Origin of the sequence: Actinoplanes sp. CA-142083 (assembly GCF_050942195.1) — a bacterium.
Lineage (GTDB): Bacteria > Actinomycetota > Actinomycetes > Mycobacteriales > Micromonosporaceae > Actinoplanes.
This window is the reverse complement of sequence record NZ_CP192076.1, coordinates 7,115,844-7,132,462: the sequence shown is the minus strand read 5'-3', so window position 1 is coordinate 7,132,462 and position 16,619 is coordinate 7,115,844. Positions and strand designations below refer to the sequence as shown.

Below are 16,619 nucleotides of genomic sequence, written 5' to 3'. Positions count from 1 at the left end.
TCGGCGCGGCTGGGCCGCCGCCCGAGCCTGCCATTCTTATCGCGGGAATGGTCGCCATTCTCACCGCCGCGCCACCGCTCGTGGGGGTGGCGCGGCGGTTACCTTTCCGGCCCGAACGGAGAAATGATGACCCTATCCTGGCGCCGCGTCACCCTGGCACTCTTCACGCTGGCCACCTTGGCGCTGCTGCTCTACACGGTCGGCGCGCCCTACACGCACGGCGGCTAGACGACGGCGAACGCGGCGTCCACGTCGGCCGGGGTCAGCCCGAAATCCGCGAGGTCGTACCGGTGGGACGGTCGCCGGCCCTCGGCTTGCAGCGCAGTCATGGCAACCCGGGCCGGCGCCGTCAGTGGCATTCCCAGCCGGTCGTAAATACCCTCGACCGTCCTCATCGGATCGGCGACGAAGTCGTCGTAGTCGACGTCGATGAAATGCGCCGGGTCGTGCCGCGCGCGGGCGGAAGCGAACTTCCGCAACCCGCGCGACCACAACTCCAGCTGCGCCCGCCCCAGCACCGGTCCCCGGAACAGCGTCGACCATCCGTCCGAGGCGCGGGCGTTGAGGCTGCACACCGACGCGATCGCCACCCGCGGCGCCCGATGCGTCTGAATCACCACGGCGTCCGGGTATGCCGCGAGCAACGCGTCCAGCGCGAACAGGTGGCTCGGATTTTTGAGCACCCACCGGCGATCCCGGTCGTTCAGGCCGATCAGCTGCAGGTTGCGCCGATGCCGCCGATACGCCACGGTCCAATCCTGCGCGGCCAGCCAGGTCGAGTAACTCGGGATGTGCGCGAGGCACTCGAACGACACCGACGTCATCGACTGGCACAGCAGCCGCCAGCATTCCTCCACCTGGTCGGCGCCGGTGTAGTGCATCCCCATGAACTCCGGGTCGGCCTCGTGATGCTCCTCGTATCCGGCCTGCAGGGCCGCGAAAATCGGGTTCCCGGCCCAGGACGAACGCGGCGGGCGGGGCTGCGGCACCTCGGTGAGCCACAGCTCGAGGCCCTGATGCTCGGGATCGGCGGTGAGCAAGCGGTGCAGCGCGGTGGTTCCGGTGCGCGGCAGGCCGGTCAGGAAGATCGGGCGGGGCAGCGCCACGCCGGCGTGCTCGGGGAACTGCTTCCACGCCGCCTCGCTGAGGAGCCTCGAAACCAGGGCCGAACGCAAAAACGCCCGGGAAATCTTGCTGCCGGCGGGGGTCAGGGCCGCTTCTTTCCCGTACGCGTGAAGCAGCGCACCCATTCCCTCGCGATAGTCATCGCCGCCGAAGTCGTCGAGCCCGGTGAGCCGGGTCGCGGAGGAATGCAGGTCCTCGACCGTGCCGACATCCGTGCGTGCGCTCCGCATGCTCGCCCCCGGGGCTCAGTGGTGGAACTCGCCGCAGTTGACGTCGAGGCACTGCCCGGTGATGCCGCGCGCCAGCGGCGAGAGGAGGAACAGCACGGCGTCGGCCACCTCGTCGGGCTCGGGCAGGCGGCGCAGATCCGTGGTCGCCGCCACCTCGTCGTAGATCTGCTGGGCCGGCACCTCGCGTTGCGCGGCCTGGTAGTCGAACCACATGCGCAGGCTGTCCGCCCAGATCCAGCCGGGCGCCACCGAGTTGACGCGCACACCTTTCGGCCCGAGCTCGCCGGCCAGGTTCTGCGCCACCGCGAGCAGCCCGGCCTTGGCCAGCTTGTACGGCCCGAACGGGCGCCGGGAGTGGCGCAGCACCGCCGAGTTCACCATCACCACCGCGCCGGCCGACTCGATGAGCGCGGGCGTCAGCAGCCGGGTCAGCCGCAGCGCCGCCAGCACGTTGACGTCGAAGTTGGCCCGCAGCTCGTCCAGGTCGACCTTGCCGAGGCTGCGCATGGGCGGCATCGCGAACGCGTTGTTCACAAGCGCGTCGACCCGGCCGAACTCGTCGAGCGCCGCCCGCACCAGCGCCTCGCTCGCGTCGTCGGAAGTGAGGTCGGTGGGCACCACGAGCGCTCGCCTCCCGGCCGCCGTCACCTTGCCCGCCACCTCGGCCAGATACGACTCGGTGCGGGCCGCGAGCACCACGTCGGCCCCGTTCTGCGCCGCGCGGACCGCGACCGCCTGGCCGAGCCCCGGCCCGACGCCGGCTACCAGCACGACTTTTTCTTCGAGCAGCATGGCTCAGCCCAGCATCCGGATCGCGGTGGCGGCCTGGCGCGCCGCGATGCGGTCCCGCCACGCCGACGCGTCGATGGGCTCGTAGTACGGCAGTTGTTTGGGCAGGTCGTCCACGGCCATCACCTCCACCCGGGGACCGTCCTCATCGGTCAGTGCGCGGGACAGCCGCTGCCACCGCAGTTGCACGTAACCGCGGGAGTGGCCGGTGCGCTCGATCCAGTTGGCCACGCCCGGGTCGCGCTCGCTGATGACGTACCGGATCATGCCGTCGGCATCGGCGCGTGCCTGCGGCGCGGTGAGGCTGGTCTGGTGGTTGATGTAGTCGAGCGAGATGTACCACATGCTGCCCAGCTGGAGCCCCTGGTAGGGGGCGTCGGAGACCGGCACGGTGACCACCATGGCCTGGTCGTCGGCGAGCTCGTAGTGCCCGGCCGACGAGTACTGCGTGGCCAGCCCACCCGGGGTGAGCCGCGGCGGCGTGAGCGTGTTCACCGGCAGGTTCAGATAGAAGCGCTCGGCGAACGCCAGGAACGTGCGGATCCGGCCGACGAGCATCTTGCCGGCCACCTCGTACCGCTTGGCGATCAGCTCGGGCGTGAGCGGCGGCGGCGCCAGGCCGGCCCGGTCGGCGCGGTGGATGCGCAGCATGCCCGGGCGCTCGGTCGCCCAGTCGCTGAACACTTCGCGCACCACCAGCATGGCCGACCCCGGCGCGAGCGCGAACGCGTTGCGCCCGGACAGTCCCGGCCCGAACCGGATCTCGAAGCTGCCGTCCGCCGCGATGTCGATCTCCCGGTCGTCGAACGCCGCGAGGCTGCCCGGCACGTTCACCGGCGAGTAGGAGCCGTCGAGGATCTGGAAGCTCAGGTCGGCCGTGCTCCCGCGCCGGCCGGTCACCACGTACTCCGCGTCGTCGCGCAGCCATGCGTGGAAGTAGAGCGTGTCGGGGTTGTCGAGACCCATTTTCGTGTACGGCCCGGTCGAGCGCACGAAGTAGGGAAAGTCGCGCTCGTAGGCCCAGGCCATCTGGATCGAGGCCCGGATGCCGCCGGCCAGATAGTCGGCGCCCTCGACCAGATCTTGCTCGCTGCGGATGTGGGGTGCCTCGGCAACGACGCGCTCGGCTTCCGCGATGGCTTCGGCGAACGGCTGAGTAAGCACGCCTCATGCTAGAACGCGTTCTAACTTAGGGTCAACTTCGCCCCGGCGGTGCCTTGACCGTGGATAGAACGTGTTCCACTCTGGTGGTCATGCGGGCTTTCCGGATGACCGGCTGGGGTGCCGACCCTTCGCACACCGACGTGCCCGTGCCGTCGCCCGGCCCCGGCGAGATCCTGGTGCGCGTGGCCGGCTGCGGCCTGTGCCGTTCCGACCTCACCATGCGCCAGATGCCGCAGGCCGTCGGCGAGCGGCTCGGCTGGCGGATGCCGTTCACGCTCGGCCACGAGATCGCGGGCTGGGTGGCCTCGACCGGTCCCGGCGTCACCGGACTGGCCGAGGGTGCCCCCGTCGCGCTCGCTGCCTCCGCCTCCTGCGGCAATTGCTGGTTCTGCCTCCGCGGCCTCGACAACGGCTGCCCGCAGGGCCTGGCCGGCCGGGGCTACGGTCGCGACGGCGGCCTGGCCGACTACGTCCTGGTCGCCGGCGCCCGCGGGGTCGTGCCGCTGCCCGGCCTGGACCCGCGTCGTGCCGGCCCGCTGACCGACGCCGGCGCCACGGCCTATCACGCGGTGCGCCGCGCCCTGCCCCGCGTGGCCCCCGGCGGCACCGCCGTTGTCATCGGCGCGGGCGGCCTCGGCGCGTTCGCCGTCCAGTTCCTGCGGGTCCTGACCGCGGCCCGCGTCCTCGCCGTCGACACCGACCTCGCCCGGCGCGCCTACGCCGAGGCGGTCGGCGCCCACGAGGCCCTGGCCGGCGTCGAGCTCCTCCGCCGCGTCGGCGCCGACGCCGTGCTCGATTTCGTCGGCACCGACGAGACCATCGCGGCCGGCATCGCCGCGGTCCGCCCCGGCGGCGCGTACGGCCTGATCGGCTCGGCCGGCGGCCGGCTCGACCGGCCGTGGTTCGGCACGCTGCCCCGCGACGGCGAGGTCTTCACGTTCCAGGGCTCCACGATCGCCGACGCCCAGGAGGTCATCGCCCTGGCCGGCGCCGGCCTGATCCGCAACCAGGTCGAGGAGTTCGCCTTCGAGAAGGTCGAGGAGGCCTACGAACGGCTGGCCTCCGGCACCCTCACCGGCCGCGCGGTCATCCTGCTGTAGCGATATTCGGTTGGCCCCGGCCGCCCGGGCCAATACCTTGCGCCCATGGCCCTTCGCATCGAGCAACCGCAGGACGGCGAGGCCGTGGGGGCGGTGCACCGGGCGGCCTTCGGCGGCGACCACGGCGACACCGTGGCCCGGCTCGTCGACGCTCTCCGCCGTGACGATCCCGGCGCGCTCTCGCTCGTCTGGGAAGAGTCCGGGCAGGTCGTCGCGCACATCATGTTCAGCCGCGCGCTGCTCGACGCCCCTCGCCGGCTCGTGCCGATCGTGTCGCTGAGCCCGCTCGCCGTTGCCCCGCCCTGGCAGCGCCGCGGCATCGGAGGTGAGCTCATCCGGGCCGGCCTCAGCCGCCTCGACGAGCAGGGCGTCCCCCTGGTGTTCCTCGAGGGCGATCCGCGCTACTACTCCCGCTCGGGCTTCGGCCCGGCCGGCGAGCAGGGCTTCCGCAAGCCGTCGTTGCGGATCCCCGACCAGGGATTCCAGGTCGTGCGACTGTCCGCCTACGAGTCCTGGATGACCGGCACGTTCGTCTATTCGGACACCTTCTGGGCGTACGACTGCGTCGGGCTGCGCGAGTCGTGATCGGTCAGGCGTGCAGCGTGGGCCGGTAAACCAGCTCCAGGATGTTGCCGTCGAGGGTCCGGCTCTCGAGCAGCTCGAGGTCGAAGTCCTGGGCGCCCCGGAAGATCGGATCCGAGCCGGTCTGCCCGGTGATCACCGGGAAGAGCGTCACCTGGACGCGGTCGACCAGCCCGGCGGCCATCAGCGACCGGTTCATCGCCAGGCTGCCGTGCGAGCGCAGCGGCACGTCCGACTCCTGTTTGAGCCGCGCGACGACGTCGACGGCGTCGCCCTTGACGAGGGTCACGTCCGGCCAGTCGAGCGGGCCCTGCAGCGTGTTCGACACCACCGTCGCCGGCAGGTGCCGCAGCTTGGTCACCCACGCGTCGTGCACGGTCTCCTCCTCGCCGGCGGCGAGGATCTGCTCGAAAGCCCGGTACGTGTTGGCCCCCAGAACCAGCCGCTGTTGTTCGCTGTACTCGGCGAGGCGCTGTCCGAGCAGCTCCGGGCCTTGCTTGCCCCAGTAGCCGCCCCAGCCGCTGACGGCCGTGCCGAACCCGTCGAGGCTGGTGAAGAAGTCGAAGGTATAGGTGGCGGTCATCGTGGTCTCCTCGATTCGTCAGGCGGCGGGGACGCGGTGTCATGCTGGAGGCATGGCGTCGCAGCAGACACCGGGATCCGACGGGCATGGGGTCCGCGCATCGGATGCTGAACGGGAACAGGTGGCCCACATCGTGCGGACCGCGATGGGCGAGGGCCGGCTCACGCTCGACGAGGGCGAAGAGCGCCTCGCCGCGGTTTACCGGGCCGTGTACCGGGACGACTTGGCGCAGCTTACCGCCGACTTGCCCGAGAACGGGCGGTACGCGCTGGCCGAGCTTCCCGAGGCGAAGCTGGCCGCCGCGCGGGACAGGCGGCGCAAGGCCGCGGTCGCCGGCGCCGCGATCCTGGCGGCGACGGCGCTGATCGGGGTGCTGGTGCTCTCCGGCGTGCACTTCATCTGGCCCGGCTTCCTGTTCTTCCTGTTCATCTTCCGCCCGTTGGCGCGCGGCCGGCATCACCGCTGACGATGACCGTGATCGACCTTGGCGACGTCGCCGGGCCCGGCGCCGAGCCGGCGGCCGCCCCGGTGAATCTGCCGCGGCTGCGCCGGGCGGCGCTGGCCGTGCTCGCCGTGGCCGGTCTGCTAGCCGCGGCCGCCTCCGCCCCGCCGGCGCCGTCCCTGGTACGCCAGCTGTGGGCGACCGCGTACGGGCCGGGCGACACGTTGGCGCTGGACGGCCGGACGGTTTATCTGAACCGGACCAGCCCCGCCGGGCCGGCGGTGACCGCGTTCGACCTGGCCACCGGCAAGCCTCGATGGAGCACGCCGGACGGCGCCGGGATCGCCAACTACGGCGTGCTGCCGGCCGGTGACGTTCTGCTGGCGCCGACCGTCTCGTCGTCGGCCAAGCAGGGCACGATCGCGCTCGACGCGGCCACCGGCGAGCAGCTGTGGCACTCGGACGGCGACGCCTCGCCGTCGGTGGCGAGCGGCGACGTGCTGCTCGCCGAGACGGATCAGTTGGGGGTCACCACGGCCCTGCGCCTGGTCGGCCTGCGCGACGGCCACGAGATCTGGCGACACCCGATCGAGCCGGCCGTGCAGTGGACGACCGTCGCCGAGGGCGGCCGGCCGACCACGATCGCGTCGGTGACCCAGACCGGCGATGTCACCATTTACGGGTACGAGGACGGCGTGGTGCGGCATCGCGGCCGCATCCCCTGGAACGGCGTCTACTCGGCGACGCTCTTCCCGGCCGACCCGTACCTGGTGGTGGTCCGGACGGCGTCCGCGCAGACCGTCGCGACCATCTACCGCGCCACCGACCTGCGCCCGATGTGGCGATCCGACGAGCTGATCGGCTACGTCACCGGCTGCGGCGCGCTGATCTGCACCGCTGGCGTGCGGGGTGTGGTCGGCCGCGAGCCCGCCAACGGCGGCGAGGTCTGGCGGCGCGGCGACATGAACTTCGTGTGGAACCTCGGCGGCGGCCGCCTGCTGCTCTCCGCCGCCGCCAACCTCGCCTCGGCGACGACGGTGCTGGTCGACAGCGCCACCGGCCGCACGATCGGTCGCCCGATCGGCGGGCAGCAGGCGTTCTCGACCGGTGCGGCCGGCTCGCTGCTCCTGCTCCGCGGCACCACGACCCCGCCCTACCGCACCGCGGTGAACCGCCTCGACCTGGCCACCGGCCGGCAGACCGTCCTCGGCACCGTCGACCGGTTCGCCGAGCAGGACTGCCGGGGCACGCCCGGTTATCTGCTCTGCCCGCGCGGCGAGACCCTGACCGTCACCGCCGTCGGCTGATGTCGTAGCGCAGCAGCACGATGCCGTTCTCGAACAGGGTGGCCTCGACCGGCTTCAGGTCCTGCCGATCCGCGAAGACGCGGGTTCCCTTGCCGCGGGCCGCCGGGCAGACCATCATCCGCACCTCGTCGACGAGGCCGGCGTCCATCAGCGAGCGCATGAGCCGCAGGCTGCCCCACAGCCAGATGTCCTTGCCGCTCCGCTCCTTGAGCTCCCGGATCGTGGTGGCCGCGTCGCGGGTCACGGTCGCGGCGGGAAAGTCGCCCCAAGGTGCCGCGTCCAGCTTCGACGAGGCGACGTACTTGGTGAGGTTGTTCAGCTTCTCGCCGTACTCGCCCTGTTCGTCGGCGTGCGGCCAGTAATCCTTCGATTGAGCGTAGGTGTTCGCGCCGAGAATCATCGTGTCGACCGAATCGATGAAACCCATCACGCCGGCCTTGAACGCGGGGTTGGTGGCGTCGGAGAAGGGCTCCCCGGAGACGAAGCTGAGCCCGCCGTCTTCTTCGGCGGCGATGTTGTCGACGGTGACCCACTGCTGGGCGATCAGTTTTCGCATGCCGGCCAGTCTCGGCAAGGGCGCCTCCGCCTGGTTAGAGTTTCGCGTGGAGGCGAAACATGGGCATCTGGCTGATCAACGCCGACGTGCTGGCCGGCAGCCGGTTCCGGATCTCCGCGTTCGCCGAGACCGTTGCCACGCTGGGGGTGCTGGCGCGACTGCGATCACACCGGCCCGGCCAGCTGGGCCACCGCCCGCAGCAGCGGTGGGCGGCGTACGAGGCCCGCATGGCCGGCGACCCGGTCGGCCGCGCGTTCGTGAAGAACGCTCTGCTGCCCACCTGGCTGTCCGACTTCCTCTGCGCCCCGCCGGAGGAGGACGAGCTCACCTTCGACCAGGAGATGCGCCGCATCCGGGAGGCATCGGCGGCCGCGTTGCGCGCCGATCTGGCGCACGATGACCCCAAGCTGGACGTGCCGGATCTGCCGGACCGCATCGCCGCCGTGCTCGACTGGGTCTGGACCGAAGCCGTCGAGCCCGACTGGGAGCGCCGCCGGCGAGCGTTCGAGGCCGACATCATCGCCCGGACCGGGCGGCTGAGCAGCAGCGGTTGGGCGTCCGCCCTCGACGATATGCGACCCAACATGCGGTGGCTGGGCGAGGGTCAACTGCGGATCAACGCGTACGACTATCCGCCGCAGGACCTGACCGACGGGCAACTGCTGTTCATCCCCAGCACCAGCACGCGCGGCTGGGTCGGCTGGCGCCGGCCGCACCGCTACTCGGTGGTCTATCCGTGCGGCGGGCTGCTCGCCGAGGGTGCGACCACCGCGCCCGGCACCCTGAGCCGGCTGGTCGGCCCGGCCCGCGCGACGCTGCTGAGCCTGCTGAACGACCCCATGAGCACCACCCAGCTGGTGTCGGTGACCGGGTTCGCCCTCGGCGCCGTCGGCAACCACCTCAAGGTGCTGCTGGACGCGCAACTCGTGCGCCGCCGCCGGTCGGGCCGGTCGGTCCTCTACTACCGCACCGCCGACGGCGACCGCCTCGTGCACATCACCGGCTAGTCACAGAGCCGCGATCGCGGAGTCGTCGAGGGCGGCCAGCAGGGCGGCGGGATCGTCGTAGACCGCGACCGCGCCGGCTTCGGTCAACTCGTCGGCCGAGGTGCCTCCGCAGGCCACGCCGATGCACGGGATGTCCAGGCGGGCGGCGGCCCGCACGTCCCAGACCGAGTCGCCGACGAAGACCGCGGCGTGCGGGTCGACGTCGGACTGGTCGAGGGCGGCCTCGAGGATGTCGGGCGCGGGTTTGCTCTCCTTGGCGTCGGAGGACGAGGTGGCGGCCGCGATCACGTCGTCCGCGCCGACCACCCGGCGCAGCTGCTCGAGCTCCGGCTCCTTGGCCGACGAGGCGAGCACGACGGCGAGGCCGCGCCCGGCGACCGCCCGCAGCAGCTCGGTCGCCCCGGGCAGCGGGCGCAGCCGCTCCCACCAGGCGCCGTAGAGGACGTCGTGGGCGGTCGAGGCCTGCTCGTCCTTGTCCCGGTCGCGGGAGTCGCCGAGCAGATGATCGAGCAGCTTGTCGGAGCCCATTCCGATGGCCCGGTGGATCTTCGCCATCGGGACGTCCGCGCCCTGCTGGCGCAGCGCCTCCCACCAGGCGACCGTGTGCAGGTACGTGGTGTCGACCAGGGTGCCGTCGACGTCGAAGAGAACACCGGATCTCATGGGTGCGGAGTACCCGCGATCACGGCGGCGAACCGGCCTACGCCGGGGGCTTGCGGTGCATCGTGTAGTGCAGGACCAGGAACGGCAGCCCGTACAGCGAAAATGCGTGCTCGGCCCGCAGCTCGCCGCCCTCGGTGTAGACGTCGAGTTGTTCGGCGAAGCCGTGCACCGCCAAGGTGGTCAGCTCGCGGGTTTCGGGGTCGATGAAGCTCAGGTAGTGGCCGGGGTGGGGCAGGTCGCTGCGGCTGCTCAACACCAGCCCGCCGCCGGGGCGCGGCTGGGGGAGCAGGGTGGCGGTGAAGTTGCCCTGCGGCACCGGGAAGCCGACGCTGACATAGCCCCGGCCCTCGTGCCGGTATGTGGTGTAGACGCCGACGTAGATGGGCTCGTCGGTGTCGGCGAAGGAGCGGATCCAGCCGCGTACGCCGATCAGGTCGGTGCCCTCCGGCGTGATGGTGTCGATGCGGCTGCGCACGCCGCGCAGGGTCTCGCGCTGGTTCATCGGAACGTTGGCCTGACCGACCCGGCGCGCCACGAGCGTGCGGTAAAGCAGGTAGCCGGGGCGCACCCAGAGCCGCCACTCGGGGACGATGTCGAGGCGGAACCGGGTGGTGTGCTCGTAGAACTCACGCACCAGCGGATCGACCCCGGCCGGGTCGAACTGCGGGCCGGCGAGGTCGTCCAGGGAGGCGACGATCCCGACGTCCGGGGCGTCGGCCTGATAGGTGCCGCCCAGCACCTCGGCCAGCTCGCGCACGTAGCCGGTGCCGACGTAGCCGGTGCGGGCCTCCAGCGGAACCACGAAGGGCAGCTCCGCGGCCGGCACCTGCTCGGCCAGCAGGCCGACCTGCGGGTCGCGGAACAACGCCGCCGACAGGGCGCGGAAGCCGACCACGGCGGTCGCGGCGACGGCGGCCGGCGGCGCGTCGGGACCGGCGGCCAGGCGCCAGGCCGCGCCCACGGCCGCGCCGACGACGGGACCGAGGGCAACCTTCTGCGGGCGCAGGGCGAGCGCGCCCGCGAACGACCCGGCCGCGGCACCCACCGCCACCGGGCCGGCCTTGGTCAGCCGGCCGCCGAGCCAGCCGGCCTGCGCGGCCAGTGCGCCGCTCATCACGACCCGGGACCACCACGCCGGGATCTCGCCGGGCCGCTGCCGCGCTCGCGCCACCGCCTCGGTCGCGGCCAGCGCCGCCGCGCCGGCCAGTCCGCCGGCCGTCGCCGCCCGGACGCCCCGGCGGCTCGCGAGCGCGGCGCCGGTCAGCGCCCCCACGGCCGCGGCGAAAGCGATACCGGAAGCCCGCTTGCCACTCGTCATGAGGCGCACGCTAACAGGCAGGTCAGTCGTCGAGTTCGACCCGTTGGTCCTGTTCCACATCGAGGATGTCGGGATGCGCGGCGAGGTTGACGGCCTCAGCCTCGGTGAGCGTCGCGGCGAAGCCCTGCGGCACGTGGACGAACACCGAGTCGAGGGTGCCGCCGGCCTGGGCGACGATCTGCTCGGACCAGGCGGCCACCCGCTCCTGCTGAGCACCCCGGCAACCGGGCGAAGTGGGTCTGCCCGGCGGTCACGTCCCGCTGGTGGACCCGGTACGCGGTAGCGCCGGGCACCGCCTGCCAGGCCAGGTCGGCGTGGTCGTCCGCGGCGGTCACGGTGAAGTCCGGCCGGGCGCGGTCCAGAGCGGAATCGGCCCGGTGAAGGGCCCCACGGGGGAGCCGGATCGGTAGGCGACGAACTGCCGGTCGAAGACCAGGTTGGCCTCCTGGGTGACCAGGACGGAGTCCCACTCGACATGCTGCACCGAGAAGCCGGTGCCGACGTCACTGCTCGGGGAGCTTGCTGATCACCTCGTCGGCGAAGCGGCGGAGGCCGTCCTGCTTGGCTTTCAGGTCGCCGTCGAAGCCGACACCGTAGGCGCGCCAGGGCACCACGATCGCGTCGGTCACGCCGATGCCGGCCAGCTGGCGGAAGCCGTCGAGGCCGAAGCGGTCGACGCAGACGGCCTGGATCTCGAAGGGCTTGTCGGCGCGGCCGTACTCACCGCGCAGCGCGGCGAGCTTCTCGATGACGGTGCGCAGCTCGTCGAAGCGCATCATGGCCGAGGACCAGCCGTCGCCGACGCGCGCCGCCCGGCGCAGCGCCACGCCGGTGTGGCCGCCGATGTAGATCGGGACCGGCTCGGTGGGGGCGGGGCTCATCTGCAGGCGGCCGAACTCGAAGTGCTTGCCGTGGTACTCGACCATGCCGCCGCCGAGGATCAGGCGCAGGACCTCGATGGCCTCGTCGCCGCGGGCGCCCCGGTCGGCGAACGGGGCGCCGCACCACAGCGACTCCTCCGGCGACCAGCCGAGACCGACGCCGAGGCCGAACCGGTTGCCGGTCAGGTGGGCCACCGAGCCGACCTGGCGGGCCAGCAGCACCGGACTGCGCGGTCCGAGCTTGAGCACCTGCGTGTAGAACCGGATCGTCGTGGTGGCGGCGCCGAGCGCCGCGGCGGTCACCAGGGGATCGGACCACGGCGTCTCGGCCGTCCAGAAACGGCTTCCATCCGACGTGTACGGGTATTTCGCGCTGACCTCTTCGGAGTAGAACAGCGAGTCGGGCAGGGCGATCGACGCGAAGCCGCACTCCTCGGCGGTGCGCGCCAGGTCGATGAGCTGGTCGAGAGGGCTGAGCGCGATGCCGAGACTGAACTTCATGCGGTTTCTCCCGGGAGGGTCGAGGCGAGCGCGAGCAGTTGGCCGGTGCCGCCGCCCAGCAGGAACTCGTGGTACTTGGCGGCCAGGAAGTAGCGGTGCAGCGGGTACTCGACGTCGATGCCGACGCCGCCGTGCACGTGGACGGCGGTGTGCAGCACCCGATGGCCGGTCTCGGCGGCCCAGAACCCGGCCGTCGCCACCTCGGCCCCGGCCGGCCGGTCGGCGGACAGGAGCCAGACCGCCTGCCACATCGTCACCCGCAGCGCCTCCACGTCGATGTACGCGTCGGCGAGCCGCTGCGACACCGCCTGGAACGATCCGATCGGCTTGCCGAACTGGACGCGGGTGCGGGCGTACTCGGCGGTCATCTCGAGCGCGCGCTCCGCGACGCCGAGCTGGGCCGCGCAGGCGCCGACGGTGGCGTGCGCGGCCAGCCAGGCGGCGGCGCCCTCGAGGGGAAGCCCCGGCGCGCCTTCCAGCCGGAGCAGGCCCGCGCCGGGGCCGCCCTCGACGCGCTGCGGCTCGATCGTGACGCCCGGGTCGCCGGGCCGCACGAGAAAAACGTCGGGCCCGGAGGGTACGAGGATCAGCACGGCCCGGTCGGCGGCCGGAACGGCGACGACCTCACCGTCGAGCAGCCAGCTCTCGCCGTCGGGCCGGGCGTCGACCGAACCGTCCGTGGCGGTGAGCACGAGCTCGCCCGCGGCGGCCGGCGCGACCCACTCGGCCCGCAGCGAGTCGGTGCCGAACTGGGCCAGCGCGGACGCCGCCGCCACGATCGACGGCAGGTACGGCACGGTGGCGGCGGCCCGGCCCAGCTCGACCAGGATCGCGCACTGCTCCGGCAACCCGTACCCCTCGCCGCCGGCGCTCTTGGGCAGCGCCGCGGCCAGCACGCCGGCCTCGGCCAGCGCCGGCCACAGCGGACGGCCGGAGGCCGCCAGATCCCGGGTGAGCGCCGCCAGGTCGCGCGCCTCGCCGCTGAGTGTGAAGTCCACGAGCGCCTCCTAGCGCTTGACCGGCAGGCCGAGCGCGCCGGCCGCGATGATGTCGCGCTGCACCTCGTTGGTGCCGCCGCCGAAGGTGAGGATCAGCGAGGCCCGGTGCATCCGCTCGATCCGGCCGTGCAACAGCGCGCCCGGCGAGCCGGCCCGCACCGTGGCGGCCGGGCCGAGCACCTCCATGAGCAGCCGGTACGCCTCGACCGCGACCTCGGTCCCGTACACCTTGCCGGCCGATGCCTGCACCGCCGCCGGAGCGCCCTCCGCGCCGGCCGCCACCCGCCAGTTGAGCAGCTTGAGCACCTCGGTCTGGGCGTGCACCCGGGCCAGGTGCAGCCGCACCCACTCCTGCTCGATCCGCCGGGTCTCGACCGCCCAGGCGCTGACCTCGTCGAGCGCCCGGCGCAGCGGGGCGGCCGGGGTGAGCGCCACCCGCTCGTGGTTGAGCTGGTTGGTGATGAGCCGCCAGCCCTCGTTCTCGGCGCCGACCCGGGCCGTGACCGGCACCCGCACGTCGTTGTAGTACGTCGCGCTGGTCGTCGGCCCGGCCACGGTGCGCACCGGCGTCCAGGAGAAGCCCGGCGCGTCGGTCGGCACGATGAGCATCGACAGGCCCTTGTGGCGGGGCGCCTCCGGGTCGGTGCGGCAGGCCAGCCAGACGTAGTCGGCGTAGCGGATCAGGCTGGTCCACATCTTCTGGCCGTTGATGACGTACTCGTCGCCGTCACGGACCGCGCGGGTGCGCAGCGCGGCCAGGTCGGTGCCGGCCTCGGGCTCGGAATAGCCGATCGAGAAGTGCACCTCGCCGGCCGCGATCCGCGGCAGCAGGTCGGCGCGCTGGGCGGGGGAGCCGTGCCGGGCGATGGTCGGCCCGACGGTGTAGATGGTCAGGAACGGCACCGGCACGCCGGCCATGGCCGCCTCGTCGGCGAAGATGAGCTGGTCCATGCGGGACCGCCCGCCGCCGCCGTGGTCGACCGGCCAGCCCAGCGCGAGCCAGCCGTCGCGGCCCAGCTGCCGCACGACCTCGCGGTACGCCGAACCGTCGCCGTACTCGCCCTCGTCGTCGGTCAGCGCCTCGCGCAGCGACGGCGTCATGAGATCGGCGAAGTACGCCCGCAGCTCCCGCTGGAGCTGCTCCTGCTCGGGGGTGTATCCGATGTGCATGTCGCCACCCGATGCCATAGATTAGAACCTGTTCTAGTAGAGTCCATCCGGCGGAGGGGCGTCAACCGTGGAGACGGCGTATCTGGCGGGCGCGGTCCGCACCCCGGTCGGCAAGCGCGACGGCGGCCTCTCCGGCGTGCACCCGGCTGACCTGGCCGGCCACGTCATCGGGGAGCTGCTCGACCGCACGGGCGTCGACCCGGCCGCGGTGGACGACGTGATCCTGGGTTGCGTCGACACCGTCGGGCCGCAGTCCGGCGACATCGCGCGCACGAGCTGGCTCGCGGCCGGCCTGCCCGAGCACGTGCCCGGCGTGACTGTCGACCGGCAGTGCGGCTCGGGGCAGCAGGCCGTGCATTTCGCCGCGCAGGCGGTCATGAGCGGCACCGCCGACCTCGTGGTGGCCGGCGGCGTGCAGAGCATGAGCCAGGTGCCGATCGGCAGCGCGATGCATCCCGAGGGTCCGTATCGGAACAGCAAGGGCTGGGCCAAGCGGTACGGCGACCAGGAGGTCTCGCAGTTCCGCAGCGCCGACGACATCGCCGCCAAGTGGGGGCTGACCCGCGAGGAGCTCGAGGAGTGGGCCCTCGAAAGCCACCGGAAGGCGATCCGGGCGATCGACGCGGGAAGCCTGCGAGACGAGATCGTGCCGGTCGGTGAGTGCGCGGCCGACGAGGGACCGCGCCGCGACACCAGCGCCGAGCGGATGGCCGCGCTGCCGGCCCTGCGCCTCGGCGGCGTCACCACGGCCGCGACCTCCAGCCAGATCGCCGACGGCGCGGCCGCCCTGCTCGTCGCGTCCGGGCACGCCGTCCGCGCGCACGGGCTGCGCCCGAGGGCGAGGATCCGCCACCTGTCGGCCCGTGGCGGCGACCCGGTGCTCATGCTGACCGCGCCGATCGAGGCGACGGTGTCCGCGCTGTCCAAGGCCGGCCTGGATATAAAAAGCATCGACCGGTTCGAGATCAACGAGGCGTTCGCCAGCGTGGTGCTCGCCTGGCTGCGGGAGAGCGGCGCCGACCCGGCCAAGGTCAACGTCAACGGCGGCGCGATCGCGCTCGGCCACCCGCTCGGCGCGACGGGCGCGCGGCTGCTCACGAGCCTGCTGCACGAGCTGGAACGCTGCGGCGGCCGCTACGGCCTGCTCACCATGTGCGAGGGCGGCGGCCAGGCCAACGTCACCGTCATCGAACGGCTGTGAGGGCGGCCAGGCGGTCGTCGGCTTCCTTCATGATGCGGTCGATGAGCTCGGCGCACGACGGCAGGTCGTCGATGACGCCGGCCACCTGACCGGAAGGCATCACACCGGACTCGGGCCGGCCCTCCACCATGGACGTGCGCAGCAGCGCCGGGGTGTTCGCCGCCATCAACCTCTGAGTCCAGGAAAGCCCCCGCCCGGCCCGCAGCAGCGAGGACCACGACAGCCCCGACTCGCGACGGAAGGCCACGGCGTGCCGGGCCGAGCGGGCCAGCGCGGCGACGCGGCCGGAACGTTCCAGGGAGTCGACGAACGGGGTCCGCAGCACCCGGTGCGGCACCCCGTCGACCCGCGTCGTCACGACCGTGCCGGTCACGGTGGCGGTCAGGTACCGCCGCTTGACCTCGAGGCCGACCGGGCTGTCCGAGGTGAGCAGGAAACGCGTGCCCATGGCGACGCCGGCCGCGCCGTACGCGAGCGCCGCCACCAGCCCGCGCCCGTCGAAGAACCCGCCGGCCGCGACCACCGGGACGCCGACGGCGTCGACCACCTGCGGCAGCAGCAGCGTGGTCGGCACCGGCCCGGTGTGCCCGCCGCCCTCGCCGCCCTGCGCCAGCACGGCGTCCACGCCCCACTCGGCGACCTTCTCGGCGTGCCGGCGAGCGCCCACCGACGGCATGGTGAGGACGCCGCCGTCCGCGCAGCGCCGGATCAGATCGCGATCCGGGGCCAGCGCGAAGGAGGCCAGCCGCACCCGCTCGGCGATCAGCAGGTCGATCCGTTCGGCGGCGTCGGGGAGGTCGGCCCGGATGTTGACCCCGAAGGGCGCGTCGGTGTGCTCCCGGATCTCGCGCAGCGTCACGCGGAGCTGCGGAAGGGTCATCGTCGCGGAGGCAACGATGCCGAAGCCGCCGGCCGCCGACGTGGCCGCCACCAGTCCGGCGCCCGCCACGTAGCCCATGCCGGTCTGCACGATCGGGTGCCGGCAGCCGAGCAGCTCGGTGA

At 72.6% G+C, this 16,619-nt stretch carries 19 protein-coding genes; 6 read left to right on the top strand and 13 right to left on the bottom strand.

Going from position 1 to position 16,619, the window contains the following annotated elements:
- Nucleotides 1-224 precede the first annotated feature (224 nt).
- From ACQPZX_RS32810 to ACQPZX_RS32800, 3 genes are read right to left on the bottom strand one after another with little or no spacing between them, the layout of a single operon-like run.
- On the bottom strand, nucleotides 225-1,355 hold the full coding sequence (locus ACQPZX_RS32810; protein WP_433363807.1) for a sulfotransferase family protein: 1,131 nt from the start codon (nucleotides 1,353-1,355) through the stop codon (nucleotides 225-227).
- 15 nt (nucleotides 1,356-1,370) lie between these two features.
- Nucleotides 1,371-2,147: an SDR family oxidoreductase gene (locus tag ACQPZX_RS32805; RefSeq protein ID WP_433363804.1), complete on the bottom strand. Its 777-nt coding sequence runs from the start codon at nucleotides 2,145-2,147 to the stop codon at nucleotides 1,371-1,373.
- Nucleotides 2,148-2,150: 3 nt separating this feature from the next.
- Nucleotides 2,151-3,308 (bottom strand): hypothetical protein, encoded by a 1,158-nt coding sequence (locus ACQPZX_RS32800; RefSeq protein WP_433363801.1) that lies wholly within the window; start codon nucleotides 3,306-3,308, stop codon nucleotides 2,151-2,153.
- A gap of 89 nt (nucleotides 3,309-3,397) precedes the next feature.
- Here ACQPZX_RS32800 and ACQPZX_RS32795 point away from each other — a divergent pair, with 89 nt between their 5' ends.
- Nucleotides 3,398-4,408: an alcohol dehydrogenase catalytic domain-containing protein gene (locus ACQPZX_RS32795; protein ID WP_433363798.1), complete on the top strand. Its 1,011-nt coding sequence runs from the start codon at nucleotides 3,398-3,400 to the stop codon at nucleotides 4,406-4,408.
- 45 nt (nucleotides 4,409-4,453) lie between these two features.
- Nucleotides 4,454-4,993, top strand: coding sequence for a GNAT family N-acetyltransferase (locus tag ACQPZX_RS32790; protein ID WP_433363795.1), 540 nt, complete (start codon nucleotides 4,454-4,456; stop codon nucleotides 4,991-4,993).
- 4 nt (nucleotides 4,994-4,997) lie between these two features.
- Here ACQPZX_RS32790 and ACQPZX_RS32785 read toward each other — a convergent pair whose 3' ends face one another.
- Complete coding sequence (locus ACQPZX_RS32785) at nucleotides 4,998-5,573, bottom strand: dihydrofolate reductase family protein (RefSeq protein WP_433363792.1); 576 nt, start codon at nucleotides 5,571-5,573, stop codon at nucleotides 4,998-5,000.
- A 121-nt stretch (nucleotides 5,574-5,694) separates the two neighbouring features.
- Between ACQPZX_RS32785 and ACQPZX_RS32780 the strand changes: the two genes are divergently transcribed.
- Together ACQPZX_RS32780 and ACQPZX_RS32775 are read left to right on the top strand one after the other, a co-directional pair.
- Nucleotides 5,695-6,039 carry a DUF1707 SHOCT-like domain-containing protein gene (locus ACQPZX_RS32780; RefSeq protein WP_433363789.1) on the top strand — a complete coding sequence of 115 codons (345 nt, stop codon included), beginning with the start codon at nucleotides 5,695-5,697 and terminating at the stop codon, nucleotides 6,037-6,039.
- A 2-nt stretch (nucleotides 6,040-6,041) separates the two neighbouring features.
- On the top strand, nucleotides 6,042-7,322 hold the full coding sequence (locus ACQPZX_RS32775) for a PQQ-binding-like beta-propeller repeat protein (protein ID WP_433363786.1): 1,281 nt from the start codon (nucleotides 6,042-6,044) through the stop codon (nucleotides 7,320-7,322).
- Here ACQPZX_RS32775 and ACQPZX_RS32770 read toward each other — a convergent pair.
- Nucleotides 7,306-7,878 carry a dihydrofolate reductase family protein gene (locus ACQPZX_RS32770; protein WP_433363783.1) on the bottom strand — a complete coding sequence of 191 codons (573 nt, stop codon included), beginning with the start codon at nucleotides 7,876-7,878 and terminating at the stop codon, nucleotides 7,306-7,308. The two genes, ACQPZX_RS32775 and ACQPZX_RS32770, sit on opposite strands and share 17 nt — an antisense overlap.
- A 59-nt stretch (nucleotides 7,879-7,937) precedes the next feature.
- On the opposite strand from ACQPZX_RS32770, the gene ACQPZX_RS32765 reads away from it, so the two are divergent.
- The gene (locus ACQPZX_RS32765) at nucleotides 7,938-8,885 is read left to right on the top strand and encodes a transcriptional regulator (RefSeq protein WP_433363780.1); all 948 of its coding nucleotides are present in this window, start codon (nucleotides 7,938-7,940) and stop codon (nucleotides 8,883-8,885) included.
- Here ACQPZX_RS32765 and ACQPZX_RS32760 read toward each other — a convergent pair whose 3' ends face one another.
- The 7 genes from ACQPZX_RS32760 to ACQPZX_RS32730 form a co-directional block, all read right to left on the bottom strand.
- Nucleotides 8,886-9,548 carry an HAD family hydrolase gene (locus tag ACQPZX_RS32760; RefSeq protein ID WP_433363777.1) on the bottom strand — a complete coding sequence of 221 codons (663 nt, stop codon included), beginning with the start codon at nucleotides 9,546-9,548 and terminating at the stop codon, nucleotides 8,886-8,888.
- A gap of 37 nt (nucleotides 9,549-9,585) precedes the next feature.
- Complete coding sequence (locus ACQPZX_RS32755) at nucleotides 9,586-10,866, bottom strand: hypothetical protein (RefSeq protein ID WP_433363774.1); 1,281 nt, start codon at nucleotides 10,864-10,866, stop codon at nucleotides 9,586-9,588.
- A gap of 22 nt (nucleotides 10,867-10,888) precedes the next feature.
- Entirely contained in the window at nucleotides 10,889-11,065 is a 177-nt protein-coding gene (locus ACQPZX_RS32750; protein ID WP_433363771.1) for a protease inhibitor I9 family protein, read from the bottom strand.
- A gap of 132 nt (nucleotides 11,066-11,197) precedes the next feature.
- Nucleotides 11,198-11,350: a hypothetical protein gene (locus ACQPZX_RS32745; RefSeq protein ID WP_433363768.1), complete on the bottom strand. Its 153-nt coding sequence runs from the start codon at nucleotides 11,348-11,350 to the stop codon at nucleotides 11,198-11,200.
- Nucleotides 11,351-11,369: 19 nt separating this feature from the next.
- Nucleotides 11,370-12,248, bottom strand: a complete 879-nt coding sequence (locus tag ACQPZX_RS32740; RefSeq protein ID WP_433363765.1) for a TIGR03619 family F420-dependent LLM class oxidoreductase — start codon at nucleotides 12,246-12,248, stop codon at nucleotides 11,370-11,372.
- Nucleotides 12,245-13,246, bottom strand: coding sequence for an acyl-CoA dehydrogenase family protein (locus ACQPZX_RS32735; protein ID WP_433363762.1), 1,002 nt, complete (start codon nucleotides 13,244-13,246; stop codon nucleotides 12,245-12,247). Before ACQPZX_RS32735 ends, ACQPZX_RS32740 begins: the two co-directional genes overlap by 4 nt.
- Before the next feature lie 9 nt (nucleotides 13,247-13,255).
- Nucleotides 13,256-14,416: an acyl-CoA dehydrogenase family protein gene (locus ACQPZX_RS32730; protein ID WP_433363760.1), complete on the bottom strand. Its 1,161-nt coding sequence runs from the start codon at nucleotides 14,414-14,416 to the stop codon at nucleotides 13,256-13,258.
- Between the two features lie 67 nt (nucleotides 14,417-14,483).
- Here ACQPZX_RS32730 and ACQPZX_RS32725 point away from each other — a divergent pair, with 67 nt between their 5' ends.
- A complete protein-coding gene (locus tag ACQPZX_RS32725) occupies nucleotides 14,484-15,617 on the top strand; it encodes an acetyl-CoA C-acetyltransferase (protein WP_433363757.1) in 1,134 nt (377 codons plus the stop codon).
- Here the strand turns inward: ACQPZX_RS32725 and ACQPZX_RS32720 are convergent.
- On the bottom strand, nucleotides 15,601-16,575 hold the full coding sequence (locus ACQPZX_RS32720) for an NAD(P)H-dependent flavin oxidoreductase (protein ID WP_433385533.1): 975 nt from the start codon (nucleotides 16,573-16,575) through the stop codon (nucleotides 15,601-15,603). The two genes, ACQPZX_RS32725 and ACQPZX_RS32720, sit on opposite strands and share 17 nt — an antisense overlap.
- Nucleotides 16,576-16,619: the final 44 nt, after the last annotated feature.